Genomic DNA, 15592 nt, shown 5'->3' with positions numbered 1-15592 from the left:
CGCAGACCGCCAAAGGGGGCGGCCGTCGCATCCGAGGAGTCACCATGGTCCGCATCGTCCGCGCAGGCACCACCGCGCGCCGGGTCGCTGCAGCCGTGCCGGTCATCGCCCTGGCGACCGCCGGCATCGCGTTCGCCGCCACCCGCGGCAGCGACACCGTCGCCCCGACCTCGGCGATCACCGTGCCCGACCAGGCCATCACCGAGGGCAGCCCGCTCTACCCGCAGGCCGGTCCCGCGCCCGCGCCGATGCAGCTGCCCCCGATCTACCAGACGTTCACCCGGGACTACGCCCGCGTCGACGTGCCGACGGAGGCCCGAGGCGCGATCTCCGCCATCGACTCGCTCGCGCCGGTCCGCCTGGACGCGAACGGCATACCCGCGGTGGCCGTCACGGCCTACCAGCGCGCAGCCGGGGTCCTCGGCAGCATCAAGCCCGGGTGCGGCGTCGACTGGGCCCTGCTCGGGGCCATCGGCCGCGTCGAGAGCAACCACGCGCGCTTCGGCGGCAACGTCCTCGACGCGAGCGGTATCGCCCGCCCCGGCATCATCGGCATCCCGCTCGACGGCTCACGAGGCACGGCCCGCATCACCGACACCGACGGCGGCGCCCTCGACCGCGACCCCGTCTACGACCGGGCCGTCGGACCGATGCAGTTCATCCCGACGTCGTGGTCGATGGCCGGCCGTGACGGCGACGGCGACGGTGTCGCCAACCCGCAGAGCCTCACCGACGCGGTCACCGGCGCCGGCGTGCTGCTCTGCTCGGGCGGCACCGACCTGCGCAAGCCCGGCGCGGCCTACAACGCGGTGCTCCGCTACAACCACTCCGACTCCTACGTGCGCACGGTGCTGTCCATCGCCGACGCGTACCGCCGCGGCGTGGCCGTGGTCCCGATGAGCGCGATCCCCGCTGCCCGCCCCGCTGCAGGGAGTGGCTCGGCCACCCCCGACGGCTCGGGCTTCGCGTATGCCGGCTCGCCGGCTCCCCGTTCGACGGCTTCGCCGAGCGCACGCCCCACACCGAGCTCCTCGGCGAAGCCGTCACCCGCGCCGTCCGGCACCTCGAAGCCCTCGGCGTCACCGAAGCCGTCGGCACCGCCCAAGCCCGCACCGAAGCCGAAGCCCGGCTCGCCCGGCCTGCCGATCCCGCTGCCGTCGGTGCCCGGCGTCCCGCTGCCCTCGGTCACGGTCCCGCTCCCGTCCGTGACGAAGCTGCCCGTGCCGACGCTGCCGGCAGAGATCGTGCGACTGCTCGCGCTGCCGCACCTGCCGCTGCTGAGCGGCGACCCCGAGGACCTCGTCCGGGTGCTCGACCCGCTGACGGCCAAGGTCGTCTGCGTCCTCGACAGCAAGGTCGTGACCTGTCCCGGCGGAGGTCTGCTCGGCTGACCGGGACCCGGTCAGCACCGCAGCACCCCTCACGCGAGAGCGGCCGCCCGGTGGGCGGCCGTTCTCGTCGTGCCCGCATCAGGTGGCCCCTGAGCCGGGCCGTCCCTGAGCCGGGCGGTCCCGAGGTCAGGCGCCGGCGCCCGCGATGGGCGGGGCGGAGGCGTCCGCCTCCTCGCTGCGGGCCTCGCGGCGGAGGTACTCCTCGATGTTCTCGACGTCGGCGCGGTTGCGCTGGACGACGGTCAGCAGGTCGGACATGGAGCTGACCTCCTCGACCTGCTCCTTGATGAACCACTGCATGAACTGGTCTGACGCGAAGTCGTGCTCCTCGCGGGCGACGGCGGTCAGCGCGTTGACCTGGTCGGTGACGCGCTTCTCCTGGGCCAGGGCCAGCTCGACGGGCTCGACGATGTCGGCGAAGGTGTTCGTCGGCGCAGCCACGCCGGGGATCGCGACGGTCGAGTCGGTGTCGAGGAGGTACTGGACCATCATCATCGCGTGGTCGCGCTCCTCGAGCGCCTGACGGTAGAAGAGCGCCGCCATCTGCGGCATCGTCAGGTTGTCGTAGTAGACCGCGATCGCGACGTACTGCTGGTGGGCGGCGTACTCGTGGCCGATCTGCTCGTTGAGCAGGTCGACGAACCTCTGGGCGGCCATGGTGGCTCCTCCGCACTGGTCTCGACGGGTGGGGCAGACGCCCATCCTAGGGACCACCGGCAACACACCGAGCAGGTGACAACTCACCGGGATCCGGTCCCGGTGGGTTGCGACCTGCTCGGTGTGTTGCGGCGGAGACGTGGTCAGCGGTTGACGAACGCGGCGACGACGGCGATCGCGATGAAGAGCACGAGCGCCGCGACGGTGATGCGGTGGCGGAACTTGAAGTTCACTTCGTCACCTCGGGCGCCGCGGGCACCGCCGCGGCGAGCTGGATGCGCAGGCGGGGGTGGCGCTGGGTCTGGAAGGTCACCGCGACATTCTGCCGATGCGACACCCAGAGAGCCACCGCAACGAGGCTGAGACCCACGGCGATGGTGCCGATGGCGATCGTCCAACGGGGTCCCCACACATCGCCGATCCACCCGATGACCGGCGCGCCGATGGGCGTGCCGCCCATGAAGATCGCCATGTAGAGGGCCATGACCCGGCCACGCATCACGGGGTCGACGCTGACCTGGACCATGGCGTTGGCCGTGGTGAGCGCGGTCAGGGCCGCGAGCCCCGTCGGCACGAGGAAGACGGCGAACATGACGTAGTTCGGCGCCGTCGAGAGGAAGGCCGTCGACACGGTGAAGCCCGCGAGGGCGACGAGGAGCACCCGCATCCGCGGCCGGGCGCGCCGGGCCGAGAGCAGCGCGGCCGTGAGCGACCCGATGGCCATGATCGAGCCGAGCAGGCCGTACTCCCCCGGCCCCTTGTCGAAGACCTTGGTCGCCATGAGCGCCATCGTCAGCTGGAAGTTCATGCCGAAAGTCCCGAGCACGAAGACGAGGGCCATGATGAGCACGAGGTCGGGCCGGCCCTTGACGTAGCGCAGTCCCTCGCGGATCTGGCCCTTGCCTCGGGCGCGCGGTGACGGCGTCAGCAGGCTGGTGTTCATCCGCAGGAGCGCGACGAGCACGAAGACGAAGGTCGCGGCGTTGACGTAGAGCGCGGGCGCGATGCCGAACCACGCGATGACGAGGCCGGCGACGGCCGGCCCGACGAGACGACCGAGGTTGAACGACGCGCTGTTGAGGGCCACGGCGTTGGGCAGGTGCTCGGTGTCGACCATCTCGGACACGAACGTCTGCCGGGCCGGGTTGTCGACAGCCGTCGCGACGCCCTGGAGGAACGCGAGGGCGTAGACGTGCCAGAGCTCGACGACTCCGGCCGCGGTGAGCACGGCGAGCAGCAGGGCCGTGACGAGCAGGGCGGTCTGGGTGAGGAAGAGGATGCGTCGCTTCGGGAAGCGGTCGGCGAGCATCCCCGCGAACGGCGCGAGGATGAGGAAGGGCAGGAACTGCAGCCCGGTGACGATGCCGAGCGCCGTCGACGAGTGGTCGGTGAGGACGGTGAGGACGAGCCAGTCCTGGGCGACGCGCCCCATCCACGTGCCGACGTTGGAGACGATCGCGCCGGAGGCGTAGATGCGGTAGTTGGGGATCGAGAGGGAGTGGAAGGTGGGGCTCATTCGCTGGCCACCTTGGCCAGCACGGCGGCTGCCCGCTGGAGCAGCTCCCGCTCCTCGTCGGTGAGCTGCTCGAAGCGCGAGAGCATCCACTCGTCGCGGTGCCGGCGGATCCGCTTGAGCGACTTGCGGCCCTCGGGGGTCAGCGACAGGATCACCTGCCGGCCGTCGGTGGGGTCGTCGGCCCGGGAGACGTAGCCGCGCTCGACGAGCATGTTCGTCGTCCGCTTCATGCTCGGGGCGGAGACGCGCTCGATGTCGGCGAGCTCGCTGTTGGTGCGGGCCGTGCCCTCGAGGCGGCACAGCACGGAGAACTGGTGCGGTGGCAGCTCCCGGTCGGACTCGAAACGGACTCGCCGCGAGATGCGCATGCAGGCGAGTCGGATGTCGTTGGAGAGCGAGACGAGCTCGGCTCGGGAGAGCTGGATGATCGGGTTCTTGGCAGTCAAGGGCGGATCCTCGGAGGTGCAGTCTGGTGATGCTTAGCCTAACTCATTACCTCGGCTAACCATTCCCAAGGTTGGACAGACCGGACACGCACCGACCGCGATGCCAGACGCGTGAAGGCCCCCTCCCGAGCGGGAGGGGGCCTTCACGGCATACGTGCTCTGGCGTCCGGTGCGGCGAGCCGCTCTGTGCGGCAGCGTCGCTCAGGTGAGCATCGACTCCAGCGGCGCCTTGATGAAGTAGACGACGAAGAAGGCGGCGACGATCCACAGGAGCGGGTGGATCTCACGGCGCTTGCCACGGGCCATCTTGACGAGCACCCACGCGATGAAGCCCGCACCGATACCGACGGTGATGTTGTAGGTGAACGGCATGAGCACGATCGTGAGGAACGCCGGCAGGGCGACCTCCATGTCGTCCCAGTCGATGTTCTTGACCTGGGTCATCATGAGGAAGCCGACGATGACGAGTGCCGGGGCCGCAGCCTCGGACGGGACAACGGCGAAGAGCGGCGCGAGGAACGTCGCGAGCAGGAAGAGCACGCCGGTCACGACGGACGCGAGACCCGTGCGGGCACCCTCCTCGACACCGGACGCGGACTCGATGTAGGACGTGTTGCTGCTGACGCCACCGGCGCCACCGGCGATGGCGGCCACCGAGTCGACGACGAGGATCCGGTCGGTGTGGGGCGGGTTGCCGTCCTCGTCGAGGAGCTTGGCCTCGGTGCCGATGGCGACGACGGTGCCCATCGTGTCGAAGAAGTCGGCGAGCAGGAGCGAGAAGACGAACATGACGGCCGTGACGATGCCGATCTTCTCGAACGAGCCGAGCAGGCTGAACTGGCCGAGGATGCCGAGGTCTGGGGTGTTGGTGATCGACTCGGGCAGCCTGGGCACGGTGAGGGCCCAGGCCGACGGGTTGGTGAGGGCGCCCTTGTCGTCGAAGACGCGCGGGCCGATGCTGAAGATCGCCTCGAGGACCATCGCGAGGACCGTCGCCGCGACGATGCCGATGAGGATCGCGCCCTTGACCTTGCGGATGAGCAGGACCGCGATGAGGAAGACGCCGACGACGAAGACGAGGGTCGGCCAGCCGTCGAGGCTGCCGCCGATGCCGAGCTCGCTCGGGACCGAGCCGGGCGTCGTGGGACGACGCGCGAAGCCCGCGTCGATGACGCCGATGTAGGCGATGAACAGGCCGATGCCGACGGAGATCGCGACCTTGAGCGGCCCGGGGATCGCCTTGAAGACCGCCTTGCGGAAGCCGGTCAGCACGAGCACGAGGATGATGACGCCCTCGATGACGACGAGGCCCATGAGGTCGGCGAAGGTGATCTTGTCGGCCGAGTGGGTGATGACCATCCCGGTGATGAGGCCGTTGATGCCGAGCCCGGCGGCCAGCGCGATGGGGAAGTTCGCGACGAGGCCCATGAGGATCGACATGAGGCCGGCGATGACCGCCGTGCCGACCGCGACGAGCAGCTTGCTCTGGGTCAGGTCGGTCGTGCCGCCGATCATGGTGCCCGAGCCGTCGACGACGCCCGAGAGGATGATGGGGTTGAGGACCACGATGTAGACCATCGTGAAGAAGGTGACGAAGCCGCCCCGGACCTCGCGAGCGACGGTGGACCCGCGCTCGGTGATCTTGAAGAAGCCGTCGAGCCCGGTCTGGGTGGGCGCTTTGCGTGTATCCGTCGACATGGCGCACACCTTAGTGGCGCCGCGTTTCGCGTGTGTGACGAGACCCTAGGCTGTCCGTGTGACCGACGAGACCACCCCCGACGTGCCGGCGCGCCCGTCCGAGCCGACGACGCCCGAGCCGATCGCGCCGCTGCCCGTGCCGATGCTGCGGATCATCGAGGTGGGGCTCGCCGTGTGGGTCGTCGCCCTCGTCGTCGTCCTCGTCGTGCCCGCCCTGCACGAGGGTGACCGCGACTGGTGGCCGTGGACGTGCGTGGCCGGTTTCGTGCTCGGCTCGATCGGCTGGGCCTACGTGCGCCGGGGCCGCGGCAACGCGAGCGACGCCGCCTGAGTCCCCACCCGGCTCCCCGAGAAGCACGAACCACCCGGGTATGCCGGGTGGTTCGTCCGTGGTCGGGTGCCGTCAGTCGGTGACGGGGTCGTCGGAGCCGTGCGACTCCTCGACCGGAGCCTGCTCCTCCGTCGGCTGGTCACCGTCGTCCTGCGCCTGCTCGTCCTGCGCCTGCTCGTCCTGCGCCTCGTCGCCCTCGGCCGCGCGCTCGGCGGGCTCGAGGTCGACGGCGAACTCGTCGACGATGGGCTCGCCGATCGGCGTCGGCTCGGGGTGGTCCATGTCGGTCTCGGAGTGGGCTCCGCAGCCGTGGTCGAGCGAGACGACGCGGCCGTCGGACGGGCTCCACTCGTTGGCGCACACGCCGAACGTCACCCGCAGCGCCCCCGCCATCGGCAGGAAGTAGCCGCACGTCGTGCAGCGCTCGCTGGCCTTGGCCGCGATCTCGGCCGTCGGGCCGTTCTCGCCGGCGTACCAGCGGCTCGCGGCGACCTCACGGCCCTCGGCCGAGAGCACGCGCGGACGGCCGAGGCCGAGCTCGAAGAAGGCCATCTGGTCGACGTCCTCCTCGCCCGTGGCCTCGAACCCGGCCTCGAGGTTGGGGTCGTAGGGGCGGAACGGCAGCACGTCGCCGGCGCCGAGGTCGCCGGGAGCGAGCCGGTCGGCATACGGCAGCCACTCGGGTGCGAGGACGGCGTCGGGACCGGGCAGCAGGTTGGTCTCGCAGACCGTCGCCACCTTGGCGCGCGACACCCGGGCGACGCTGACGCCCCAGCGCCACCCGCGGTAGCCCGGCGACGTGCACTCGAACCAGTGCATGCCGAGGCGCTCCTCGAGCAGGTCCATGCCGAGGTGGGCGCCGATGGTCCCGGGCTCGGCGACCTCCTCGAGGACGCTGCGGGCGAGGTCGGACGCGGCCAGCAGCACGGCATCCGTCTTGGGGGTGGTGACGGTCATGAGCTCACTTCTCCAGCTCGTCCGCGAGGCCGCGCAGGGCGCGGGCGACGTTGGAGGCGAGCTTGCGGTCGGGACGGCGTCCGGCGCGGTAGCCGTTGCCGACGCCGTCGAGGAGCTGCACGACGTCCTCGATGATGACGGTGAGCTCCTCCGGCGTGCGGCGGGTCTGTGCGGTCTTGTTGGCGGCGACGGACTGGACCGGGTCGAGCACCTTGACCGACAGCGCCTGGGCACCCTTGCGGCCCTCGACGATGCCGAACTCGACACGCACGCCCTTCTTCAGGGTCGTGACGCCCTCGGGGAGCGCGTTCGCGTGCAGGAAGACGTCCGCGCCGGAGTCCTCGGAGATGAATCCGAAGCCCTTGTCCGCGTCGTAGAACCTGACCTTGCCAGTCGGCACAGTCCACCTCGTTCAGTTCTCGGTCGGCCGCACCACGGCACGACTCGATGGCGCTCCTTGCGCTCCGCTCCAGCCTAACGGCTCGGGGCAAGCCGGATTTCGCGCCGCGCAGGCGCCGGGACCCCGATCGGCCGACCTACGCTGGGGCATGCCCACGCCCCTGCACCTCGAGTGCTCCCGCGCCGTCCCCGTCGAGGTCGCCGACGCGTACGACCGCCTGCTCCCACACCCGCTGACCGACCTCATGTCGCGGCGCTACGGTCTGCTCCCGCCGATCCGCGAGGTGCGCGACCAGACCGGGCCGTGGGGCGAGGTCGGGCAGACCCGGACGATCGCCCTCGCCGACGGCGGCACGATGCGTGAGCGCCTGACCGAGGTGGTGCGCCCCGAGCGCTTCGACTACGTCCTCACCGACTTCACCGGGGCGTTCAAGCCGCTGGTCTCCCACGTCGACGGACGCTGGGCCTTCGCGCCGGAGGGCACGGGCGTGCGGGTGACGTGGAGCTGGACGCTGCACGCGACGACCTCGTATGCCGCCCGCGTCCTGCCGCTCGTCGGCCGGATGTGGCGGGGCTACGCCCGTCAGGCCCTCGAGCAGACGTCGGACGTGCTGCTCCGCGGGTGACCCGTCAGGTGGGCTCGCCGGCGGACCCGGCGGACCCGGCGGACCCGGCGGACCCGGCGGACCCGGCGGGCCCGGACGACCCGGTCAGGCCGGGGAGATGCCCCACGTGCCGGTCCACTCCTGGCCCGGGCCCAGGACGACGAGACCGTCGCCCGAGTTGAAGGCGTCGGCGGGGCAGCTCATCGGCTCGACGGCGATGCCGACCTCGCCCTTGCGGTCCTCGGCGATGGCGGTGAAGACCTGCAGCCACGGGAAGGCGGCGTCGGCCCAGAGCGTCGTCGTGCGGTCGGCGGCCGACACGGTGGCGCGCCACATGCCGTCGGCGTCACGCAGGACGTCGGTGTAGGCCGTGTCGAGGCGGGCGTCGCCGACGGGGCGTCGCTCGCGGAAGTCGTAGGGCTCGCCGTCGACGGGACGGTTCGCAGCGGGGAGCAGCCGCTCGTCGACCTCGACCCACGTCGCGCCCGGGATGCGCAGCTCGACGTCGGGCAGCAGGGTCTCGCCGATGGCGAGGTAGGGGTGGGCGCCGTAGCCGAAGGGCGCCTCCGACGGTCCGACGTTGCGAGCGGCCGTCGTCACGACGAGGCCCGAGTCGTCGAGCAGGTAGGTGGTGCGCAGGTCGAGGAAGTGGTCCCACCCCGGCTGCGGGTGCAGCCGGTAGCCGACGGTGACGCGGTCGTCCTCGTGCTCGACGAGCTCCCAGAGCGCCCAGCGGACGAGTCCGTGGCTCGCGTTGCCGCGGGGGACCTCGGTGACCGACAGCTGGTGCTCGGTGCCCGCGAACGTGTAGCGCCCGTCGCGGATCCGGTTGGGCCAGGGCATGAGCTGCTGGCCGCGGCCCGACGCACACGTCTCGTCGACGCCGTAGCCGGCGACGAGGTCGACCCCGTCACGAGTGAGCGTGCGCAGGCCGCCTCCGACCTCGACGACGGTCGCCTCGAACGGGCCGTGCCCGATGGTCCACTGCTGCCCGGTCGGATGCGCCGGGGCCGGCTCGGGGGGTGTGGCCGGTGAGAGCGCGCTCATGGGGGCAACGCTAGCGGGCGTGGCCCCGCCGCGAGTCGGGGGCACGGCGTGGCGGGCAGTAGGTTGGGAGGATGGCCACCCCGAGCCGGAGCCTCGCCGACGACATCCGCGGTCGCAGCGACGCAGAGCTCATCGACCTCGTGCTCGCGCGCCCGGATCTCGCGCGCCCGGCGCCGGCCGACCTGACGAGCCTGGCCGCGCGTGCCGGCACCCGGGCCAGCGTCCAGCGCGCCGTCGAGGCGCTCGACCGGGGCCACCTCCAGGTGCTCGAGGCCGTCGTCGTCGCGGGCGACGCGGCCGAGCGCAGCGCGCTGCTCCGGCTGCTCGGCACCGACGACGCGGCGACCGTCGACGCGATCGTGCAGGACCTCTGGCGCTCGGCGCTGCTCTGGCGGGGCGTCGACGGTGACCACGTCGTGCGCACGGTGCCCGAGGTCCTCGGCACGGCAGTCGCCGGACTCGGCGCGCCGATGCGTGAGCTGCGCCCCTCCTCGCTCCCCGAGGACGCCGACCCCGACCGCATCCGGGCCACCGTCGCCGAGGCGCCGGACGACTCGCGCGCGATGCTCGAGCGGATGACGTGGGGGCCGGCCTTCGGCGTCCTGCCCACGGCGACACCGGGACGCACGACGGCCCGGTGGCTGCTCGAGCACCACCTGCTCGTCCCCGTGTCGACCGACCGCGTCGCGCTCCCCCGCGAGGTCGGGCTCGTGCTGCGCGAGGGCCGGCTGCACCGGTCGGCCGAGCTGACGCCGCCCGACATCGAGGCCCGACCCGTCTCAGTCGTCGACGCCGCCGCCGGCGGTGCCGCGAGCGAGTGCCTGACCCACCTCGACGAGCTCGCCGCGGCGTGGGGCGCCGACCCGCCCCGGGTGCTGCGTGCCGGCGGCCTGTCGGTCCGCGACCTCCGGGTGACGCAGATGGCGCTCGACCTCGACCCCGAGCACACGGCCTTCGTCGTCGAGCTCGCGTATGCCGCCGGGCTCGTCGCCGACGACGGCGAGGTCGTGCCGGTGTGGGCTCCCACGTCGGAGATCGACGAGTGGAGCTCGAGCGAGGCCGGGCACCGGTGGGCGACGCTGGCCGTGGCCTGGCTCGGGTCGACCCGCGCACCGCACCTCGTCGGTCGGCGCGGCACCGGCACCGGACCGGCCAACGCCCTCGGCCCGGACGTGCAGTGGCCGGCGATCCGCGCGATCCGGCGCGAGGTCCTGCGCGAGCTCGCCTCGCTCGAGCCGGGCAGCGCTCCGGACCACACCTCCCTGCGCGAGCGCCTCGCCTGGCGCCGCCCGAACCGGTCCGCCGCCGTCCTCGACGAGGCCGTCGAGGCGGTGCTGCGCGAGTCCGAGTGGCTCGGCGTCACCGGCCGCGGCGCCCTGTCCGAGGCCGGCCGTGCGCTCGTCGCACCGCTCCTCCCCCCGGCCTCCCCGGGTCGAGGTGGTGGCGTGGGCACGGCGGGTGGCGCGAGCACCTCGAACGGCAAGCGCGCCGCCCGGGGTCGGAGCGATCGCTCGAGCGACTCGGGTGCCGGGACCACCTCGACCGAGCAGGCCTCGGCCGACGCCGGAGCGGTCGCCGAGGCGGTGGCCGCGGCCATGTCGGCGCACCTGCCCTCGCCCGTCGACCACATCCTCGTCCAGGCCGACCTCACGGCGGTCGCCCCCGGGCCGCTCGTCGGCGGTCTCGGGTCGTTCATGCGCCTCGCCGCCGACGTCGAGTCCCGCGGCGGCGCCACCGTCTACCGCTTCACGCCCGAGTCGGTGCGCCGCGCGCTCGACGCCGGGTGGACCGCGGCCGACTTCACCGAGACGGTGCGTCGGTCCAGCCGCACCCCGGTGCCGCAGCCGCTCGAGTACCTCGTCGCCGACGTCGCGCGCAAGCACGGCCAGACCCGCATCGGCGGAGCCGCGGCCTACATCCGCTCCGACGACGAGGCCGTGCTCGACACGATGCTCGCCTCACGAGACCTCACCCCCCTGCGCCTGCGACGGCTCGCCCCGACGGTGCTCGTGTCGTCGGCGGACCCGCGCGTGCTCGTCGACCTCCTGCGCGACAACGGGTTCGCCCCGGTGCACGAGGGGCAGGACGGCGCCGTCGTCCACGCCGAGACGCCCCGCCGCCGCGCTGGGTCACGTCGCCGCGGCCCCGGCCCGATGGTCTCGCCGGTCGACCGGCCCTACACCCAGTCGCTCGTCGACGGGCTGCGCGCGGCCGAGGCGACGGCCGACCAGCGACGCGTCGAGGACGAGACGCGGCCCGGCCCGCGCATCCAGGCGATGGACCCCGTCGTGACCCTCTCGCTGCTGCGCGACGCGGTCGCCGACCGGCACGGGGTCTGGATCGGCTACTCCGACGGGCACGGCGCCACGAGCCGTCACCTCATCCACCCGCAGAAGGTCGAGGGCGGCCGGGTCCGGGCCACCGACGAGTCCGGCCACGAGAAGTCGTTCTCGGTCCACCGGATCACCGGCGCGACGCTCGAGAGCTGAGCTGCCTTGGGAGGCAACGACGTCCGCGGAGGCCACCGGCCGGCATACGTGCTCCACGACCACCGGAAGCCACGGCCGCACTTCGACCTGCGGCTCGAGGAGGACGGCGTCCTGCGCTCGTGGGCGGTGCCGAAGGGGCTGCCGACGACGAGCCGTCACGACCGCCTGGCCGTCGCGGTCGACGACCACGACATGGACCACCTCACCTACACCGACGAGCACAAGTCGGTGGCCGACACCGGCTGGTGGGAGGAGGAGTCGCGCGACGACCACCGGATGGTGTTCGTGCTCCACGGTCGGGACGGCGCACGCCGCTACGCCCTGATCCGTACCGATCGCGACTGGCTGCTCCACCTCACCAAGGACCAGCCGACCACCTGACGCACGCCCCCCGGGCCTTCCACCGTCGAAGGGCCACAAACCGGGCCCCGGTTCGTGGCCCTTCGACGGTGCAAGGCCCGGTTCGTGGCCTTTCGACGGGTAGGGGTGGTCAGGCGCCGGCGAGGGCGCGCACGACGTTGCTCGGCGACGGGCGGCCCAGCTGCCCCGCCATCCACACCGACGTCTCGACGAGCGCTTCGAGGTCGACGCCCGTCTCGACGCCCGCCCCGTGCAGGGCCCAGACCAGGTCCTCGGTCGCGAGGTTGCCGGTGGCCGACTTCGCGTAGGGGCAGCCGCCGAGACCGCCCGCCGCCGCGTCGACGACCGACACCCCGTCGCGCAGGGCGGCCATCGTGTTGGCGAGCGCCTGGCCGTAGGTGTCGTGGAAGTGCACGGCGACGCGGTCGGTGCCGATGCCCCGGGCGGCGAGCGCCTCGAGCAGCCGGTGCACGTGGCCGGTGGTGCCCACGCCGATCGTGTCGCCGAGGCTCAGCTCGTGGCAGCCGAGGTCCATGAGGCGCTCGGCCGTGTCGACGACCTGATCGACCGGCACGGGCCCCTCCCACGGGTCGCCGAAGCACATCGAGACGTAGGCCCGCACCCACATCCCGTCGGCGAGCGCTCGCTTCACGACCGGCTCGAACATGGCGTACTGCTCGGTGACCGACCGGTTGAGGTTCTTCTGCGCGAAGGTCTCGGTGGCCGAGCCGAAGATCGCGATGGCGCTCAGGCCGAGCTCCTCGGCGCGGTCGAGGCCGCGCTCGTTGGGCACGAGGGCGGGCCGGCGGCGTCCGAGGCCGTCGCCGCCGAGACCGGCGAGCACCTCCTCGGCGTCGCCCATCTGCGGGACCCACCGGGCCGGGACGAACGACGTCGTCTCGATGGTGCCGAGCCCCGCGGCCTCGAGGCGGCGGATGAACTCGACCTTCGTGGCGGCCGGGACGACGGTCTTCTCGTTCTGCAGGCCGTCGCGCGGACCGACCTCGTAGATCGTCACCTTCGGGGGCAGCCCCGTCGCCGCCTCGACCTGTGGGGATCGCATGCGCCCATACTGTCACCAGCACGCTCCGCGCCCGGGCCGAGGTATCGGCTCGCGAGGGGCACCGACGGAATACCTCGACCCACGCTCGGAGTTGTCCCCACACGATGAATGACGGACCCCTGATCGTCCAGAGCGACAAGACCCTCCTCCTCGAGGTCGACCACCCGAACGCCGAAGCCGCGCGCCGCGCCATCGCGCCGTTCGCCGAGCTCGAGCGCGCCCCGGAGCACGTCCACACCTACCGCATCACGCCGCTCGGCCTGTGGAACGCCCGCGCGGCCGGCCACGACGCCGAGCAGGTCGTCGACGCCCTCATCACGCACAGCCGGTATGCCGTCCCCAACGCGCTGCTCGTCGACGTGGCCGACACGATGGACCGTTACGGCCGCCTCACCCTGACCAAGGAGGGCCTCGCCGACAGCCCGGAGGGCACCCGCCTCGTGCTGCGCACGACGGACCGCCCGGTGCTCGAGGAGGTGCTGCGGCACAAGAAGATCAAGCCCCTGACCGGCGAACGCCTCGACGACCTCGCCGTCGTCGTGCACCCGAGCGAGCGCGGCACGCTCAAGCAGGAGCTGCTCAAGGTCGGCTGGCCGGCCGAGGACCTCGCCGGCTACGTCGACGGGGAGGCCCACCCCATCGACCTCGACCAGGCCGACTGGCACCTGCGGCCCTACCAGCAGCACGCCGTCGACGGCTTCTGGCACGGCGGGTCGGGCGTCGTCGTCCTCCCCTGTGGCGCGGGCAAGACGCTCGTCGGCGCCGGCGCCATGGCTGCTGCCAAGGCGACGACCCTCATCCTCGTGACGAACACGGTCAGCGCGCGGCAGTGGAAGGACGAGCTGATCCGGCGCACGACGCTGACCGAGGACGAGATCGGCGAGTACTCCGGTGCGCGCAAGGAGATCCGTCCGGTCACGATCGCGACCTACCAGGTGCTGACGACGAAGCGGAAGGGCGCCTACGCGCACCTCGACCTGCTCGACGCCCGCGACTGGGGCCTCATCGTCTACGACGAGGTCCACCTGCTGCCCGCGCCGATCTTCCGGATGACGGCCGACCTCCAGGCGCGTCGCCGTCTCGGGCTCACCGCGACGCTCGTGCGCGAGGACGGCCGCGAGGCCGACGTCTTCAGCCTCATCGGCCCGAAGCGCTTCGACGCGCCGTGGAAGGACATCGAGGCCCAGGGTTACATCGCTCCCGCCGACTGCGTCGAGGTGCGCGTCACGCTCCCCGAGGGCCAACGCCTCGCGTATGCCGTGAGCGAGCCGGAGGACCGCTACCGCCTCGCGTCGTGCTCAGACGCCAAGCTCCCCGTCGTCGAGGCCCTGGCCAAGCAGCACGTCGGCGAGCCGACGCTCGTCATCGGGCAGTACCTCGACCAGCTCCACGAGGTGGCCGAGCGGCTCGGTGCCGAGGTCATCACCGGCGAGACGACCGTCAAGGAGCGCCAGCGCCTCTACGACGCGTTCCGCACGGGCGAGATCACGACGCTCGTCGTCAGCAAGGTCGCGAACTTCTCCATCGACCTGCCCGAGGCGAGCGTCGCGATCCAGATCAGCGGCACCTTCGGCTCGCGCCAGGAGGAGGCCCAGCGTCTCGGGCGGGTCCTGCGCCCCAAGGGCGACGGGCGCACCGCGCACTTCTACACGATCGTCAGCCGCGACACCGTCGACGCCGACTTCGCCGCGCACCGTCAGCGCTTCCTCGCCGAGCAGGGGTACGCGTACCGCATCGTCGACGCCGACGACCTCTGACCGCATGCGCCTTTCGACGCGACACGTGCCGCGACGGATGGCATCGTGAGGCCCGCCGTCAGAGCCGACGGCACCGTCTGACGACAGGGGATGTCACATGACCACACCACGCCGCACCGTCCGCAGGATCCTCGCCGCCACCCTCGCCCTCTCGGGCGTCGTCGCAGTCACATCGGCGACCACCGGCTCCGCGTCGGGCAGTGGGACCACGTGCCCGACCAACCGGGTCTGCTTCTACTTCAACAGCGACTTCGGCGGTGCTCGCGCCGACTACCAGTACAGCGACGCGACGATGGGCAACGAGCTCTTCACCGACGGCCCGTCGGGCCGGAGCGGCTGGGGCGTGCAGGTCAACGACAACGCCGCCTCCGTCATCAACCACACCGGTGAGTACGTCTGGGTGTTCGAGGGCGCTGGATGCAGTGAAGGGGCCACGCCGCCCTACCGCCTGGACCCGGGCGAGCAGGTCAACCTCGGTGCCAAGAACCTCAAGAACAAGGTGTCGTCGTTCTTCGTCGTCGACACGGGCGCCTGCATCGACCGCGACCAGACCTGGGCCTGACGCCGTCACCCAGACGGGCGGGCGACGGGGCCCGGGCATCACGTCCGGGCCCCCGTCCAGTCCGCAGCCGTCTCACCCAGCGGCTCAATTAGGTCAGACAAGCCTTACCTATTTAGCATCGACGTCGTGGGCAAGCTCAAGGCCAAGGACGTGGCGAAGCTCAAGCCGAAGTCCAAGTGCTGCAAGGACAGCCCGCGGTGCACGAGGTGCCCCGTGGTGATCAAGCGACTCTGCGCGCAGGACTGCGCCTCGATGTGCGGCAAGGACTTCAAGAAGGCCCTCGCCAAGGCCCGCAAGCGCTGACGGCGAGAGCC

16 protein-coding genes are annotated in these 15592 nt (G+C 72.0%); 8 read left to right on the top strand and 8 right to left on the bottom strand.

Annotated elements, in window-relative coordinates; all coding sequences use genetic code 11:
- Positions 1–44: 44 nt before the first annotated feature.
- A complete protein-coding gene (locus ACSSS0_RS15755) occupies positions 45–1391 on the top strand; it encodes a lytic transglycosylase domain-containing protein (protein ID WP_487228724.1) in 1347 nt (448 codons plus the stop codon).
- A gap of 126 nt (positions 1392–1517) precedes the next feature.
- Here the strand turns inward: ACSSS0_RS15755 and ACSSS0_RS15750 are convergent, their stop codons facing one another.
- From ACSSS0_RS15750 to ACSSS0_RS15735, 4 genes are all read right to left on the bottom strand, one after another.
- Positions 1518–2048 carry a ferritin gene (locus tag ACSSS0_RS15750; RefSeq protein ID WP_487228723.1) on the bottom strand — a complete coding sequence of 177 codons (531 nt, stop codon included), beginning with the start codon at positions 2046–2048 and terminating at the stop codon, positions 1518–1520.
- Positions 2049–2277: 229 nt separating this feature from the next.
- On the bottom strand, positions 2278–3564 hold the full coding sequence (locus tag ACSSS0_RS15745) for an MFS transporter (RefSeq protein WP_487228722.1): 1287 nt from the start codon (positions 3562–3564) through the stop codon (positions 2278–2280).
- Positions 3561–4010 (bottom strand): MarR family winged helix-turn-helix transcriptional regulator, encoded by a 450-nt coding sequence (locus ACSSS0_RS15740; protein WP_435987002.1) that lies wholly within the window; start codon positions 4008–4010, stop codon positions 3561–3563. The genes ACSSS0_RS15745 and ACSSS0_RS15740 overlap by 4 nt, the downstream gene beginning before the upstream one ends.
- 201 nt (positions 4011–4211) lie before the next feature.
- The gene (locus ACSSS0_RS15735) at positions 4212–5708 is read right to left on the bottom strand and encodes an NCS2 family permease (protein WP_435987003.1); all 1497 of its coding nucleotides are present in this window, start codon (positions 5706–5708) and stop codon (positions 4212–4214) included.
- 58 nt (positions 5709–5766) lie between these two features.
- Here ACSSS0_RS15735 and ACSSS0_RS15730 point away from each other — a divergent pair, with 58 nt between their 5' ends.
- A complete protein-coding gene (locus ACSSS0_RS15730; protein ID WP_487228721.1) occupies positions 5767–6039 on the top strand; it encodes a DUF2530 domain-containing protein in 273 nt (90 codons plus the stop codon).
- A gap of 72 nt (positions 6040–6111) precedes the next feature.
- Here ACSSS0_RS15730 and ACSSS0_RS15725 read toward each other — a convergent pair whose 3' ends face one another.
- The gene (locus ACSSS0_RS15725) at positions 6112–6996 is read right to left on the bottom strand and encodes a DUF3027 domain-containing protein (protein WP_487228720.1); all 885 of its coding nucleotides are present in this window, start codon (positions 6994–6996) and stop codon (positions 6112–6114) included.
- Between the two features lie 4 nt (positions 6997–7000).
- Entirely contained in the window at positions 7001–7396 is a 396-nt protein-coding gene (locus ACSSS0_RS15720; protein ID WP_435987006.1) for a cold-shock protein, read from the bottom strand.
- Between the two features lie 148 nt (positions 7397–7544).
- Here ACSSS0_RS15720 and ACSSS0_RS15715 point away from each other — a divergent pair, with 148 nt between their 5' ends.
- Positions 7545–8021: an SRPBCC family protein gene (locus tag ACSSS0_RS15715; RefSeq protein ID WP_487228719.1), complete on the top strand. Its 477-nt coding sequence runs from the start codon at positions 7545–7547 to the stop codon at positions 8019–8021.
- Positions 8022–8105: 84 nt separating this feature from the next.
- Here ACSSS0_RS15715 and ACSSS0_RS15710 read toward each other — a convergent pair whose 3' ends face one another.
- A complete protein-coding gene (locus ACSSS0_RS15710; protein WP_487228718.1) occupies positions 8106–9047 on the bottom strand; it encodes an aldose 1-epimerase family protein in 942 nt (313 codons plus the stop codon).
- A gap of 71 nt (positions 9048–9118) precedes the next feature.
- Between ACSSS0_RS15710 and ACSSS0_RS15705 the strand changes: the two genes are divergently transcribed.
- Positions 9119–11536, top strand: coding sequence for a helicase-associated domain-containing protein (locus ACSSS0_RS15705; protein ID WP_487228717.1), 2418 nt, complete (start codon positions 9119–9121; stop codon positions 11534–11536).
- Between the two features lie 6 nt (positions 11537–11542).
- Positions 11543–11917, top strand: a complete 375-nt coding sequence (locus ACSSS0_RS15700; protein WP_487228716.1) for a DNA polymerase ligase N-terminal domain-containing protein — start codon at positions 11543–11545, stop codon at positions 11915–11917.
- A gap of 109 nt (positions 11918–12026) precedes the next feature.
- On the opposite strand, the gene ACSSS0_RS15695 is transcribed toward ACSSS0_RS15700, so the two are convergent.
- A complete protein-coding gene (locus tag ACSSS0_RS15695) occupies positions 12027–12959 on the bottom strand; it encodes a hydroxymethylglutaryl-CoA lyase (protein ID WP_435987011.1) in 933 nt (310 codons plus the stop codon).
- 104 nt (positions 12960–13063) lie between these two features.
- On the opposite strand from ACSSS0_RS15695, the gene ACSSS0_RS15690 reads away from it, so the two are divergent.
- The 3 genes from ACSSS0_RS15690 (at position 13064) to ACSSS0_RS15680 (ending at position 15581) form a co-directional block, all read left to right on the top strand.
- On the top strand, positions 13064–14716 hold the full coding sequence (locus ACSSS0_RS15690) for a DNA repair helicase XPB (RefSeq protein WP_487228715.1): 1653 nt from the start codon (positions 13064–13066) through the stop codon (positions 14714–14716).
- A 97-nt stretch (positions 14717–14813) separates the two neighbouring features.
- The gene (locus ACSSS0_RS15685) at positions 14814–15278 is read left to right on the top strand and encodes a peptidase inhibitor family I36 protein (RefSeq protein ID WP_435987012.1); all 465 of its coding nucleotides are present in this window, start codon (positions 14814–14816) and stop codon (positions 15276–15278) included.
- 126 nt (positions 15279–15404) lie between these two features.
- A complete protein-coding gene (locus ACSSS0_RS15680) occupies positions 15405–15581 on the top strand; it encodes a hypothetical protein (protein ID WP_020145649.1) in 177 nt (58 codons plus the stop codon).
- The last annotated feature ends 11 nt before the right edge of the window (positions 15582–15592 follow it).

It is taken from the genome of Terrabacter sp. R4-6 (assembly GCF_057529065.1).
This window is presented reverse-complemented; position numbering and strand designations above follow the sequence as displayed.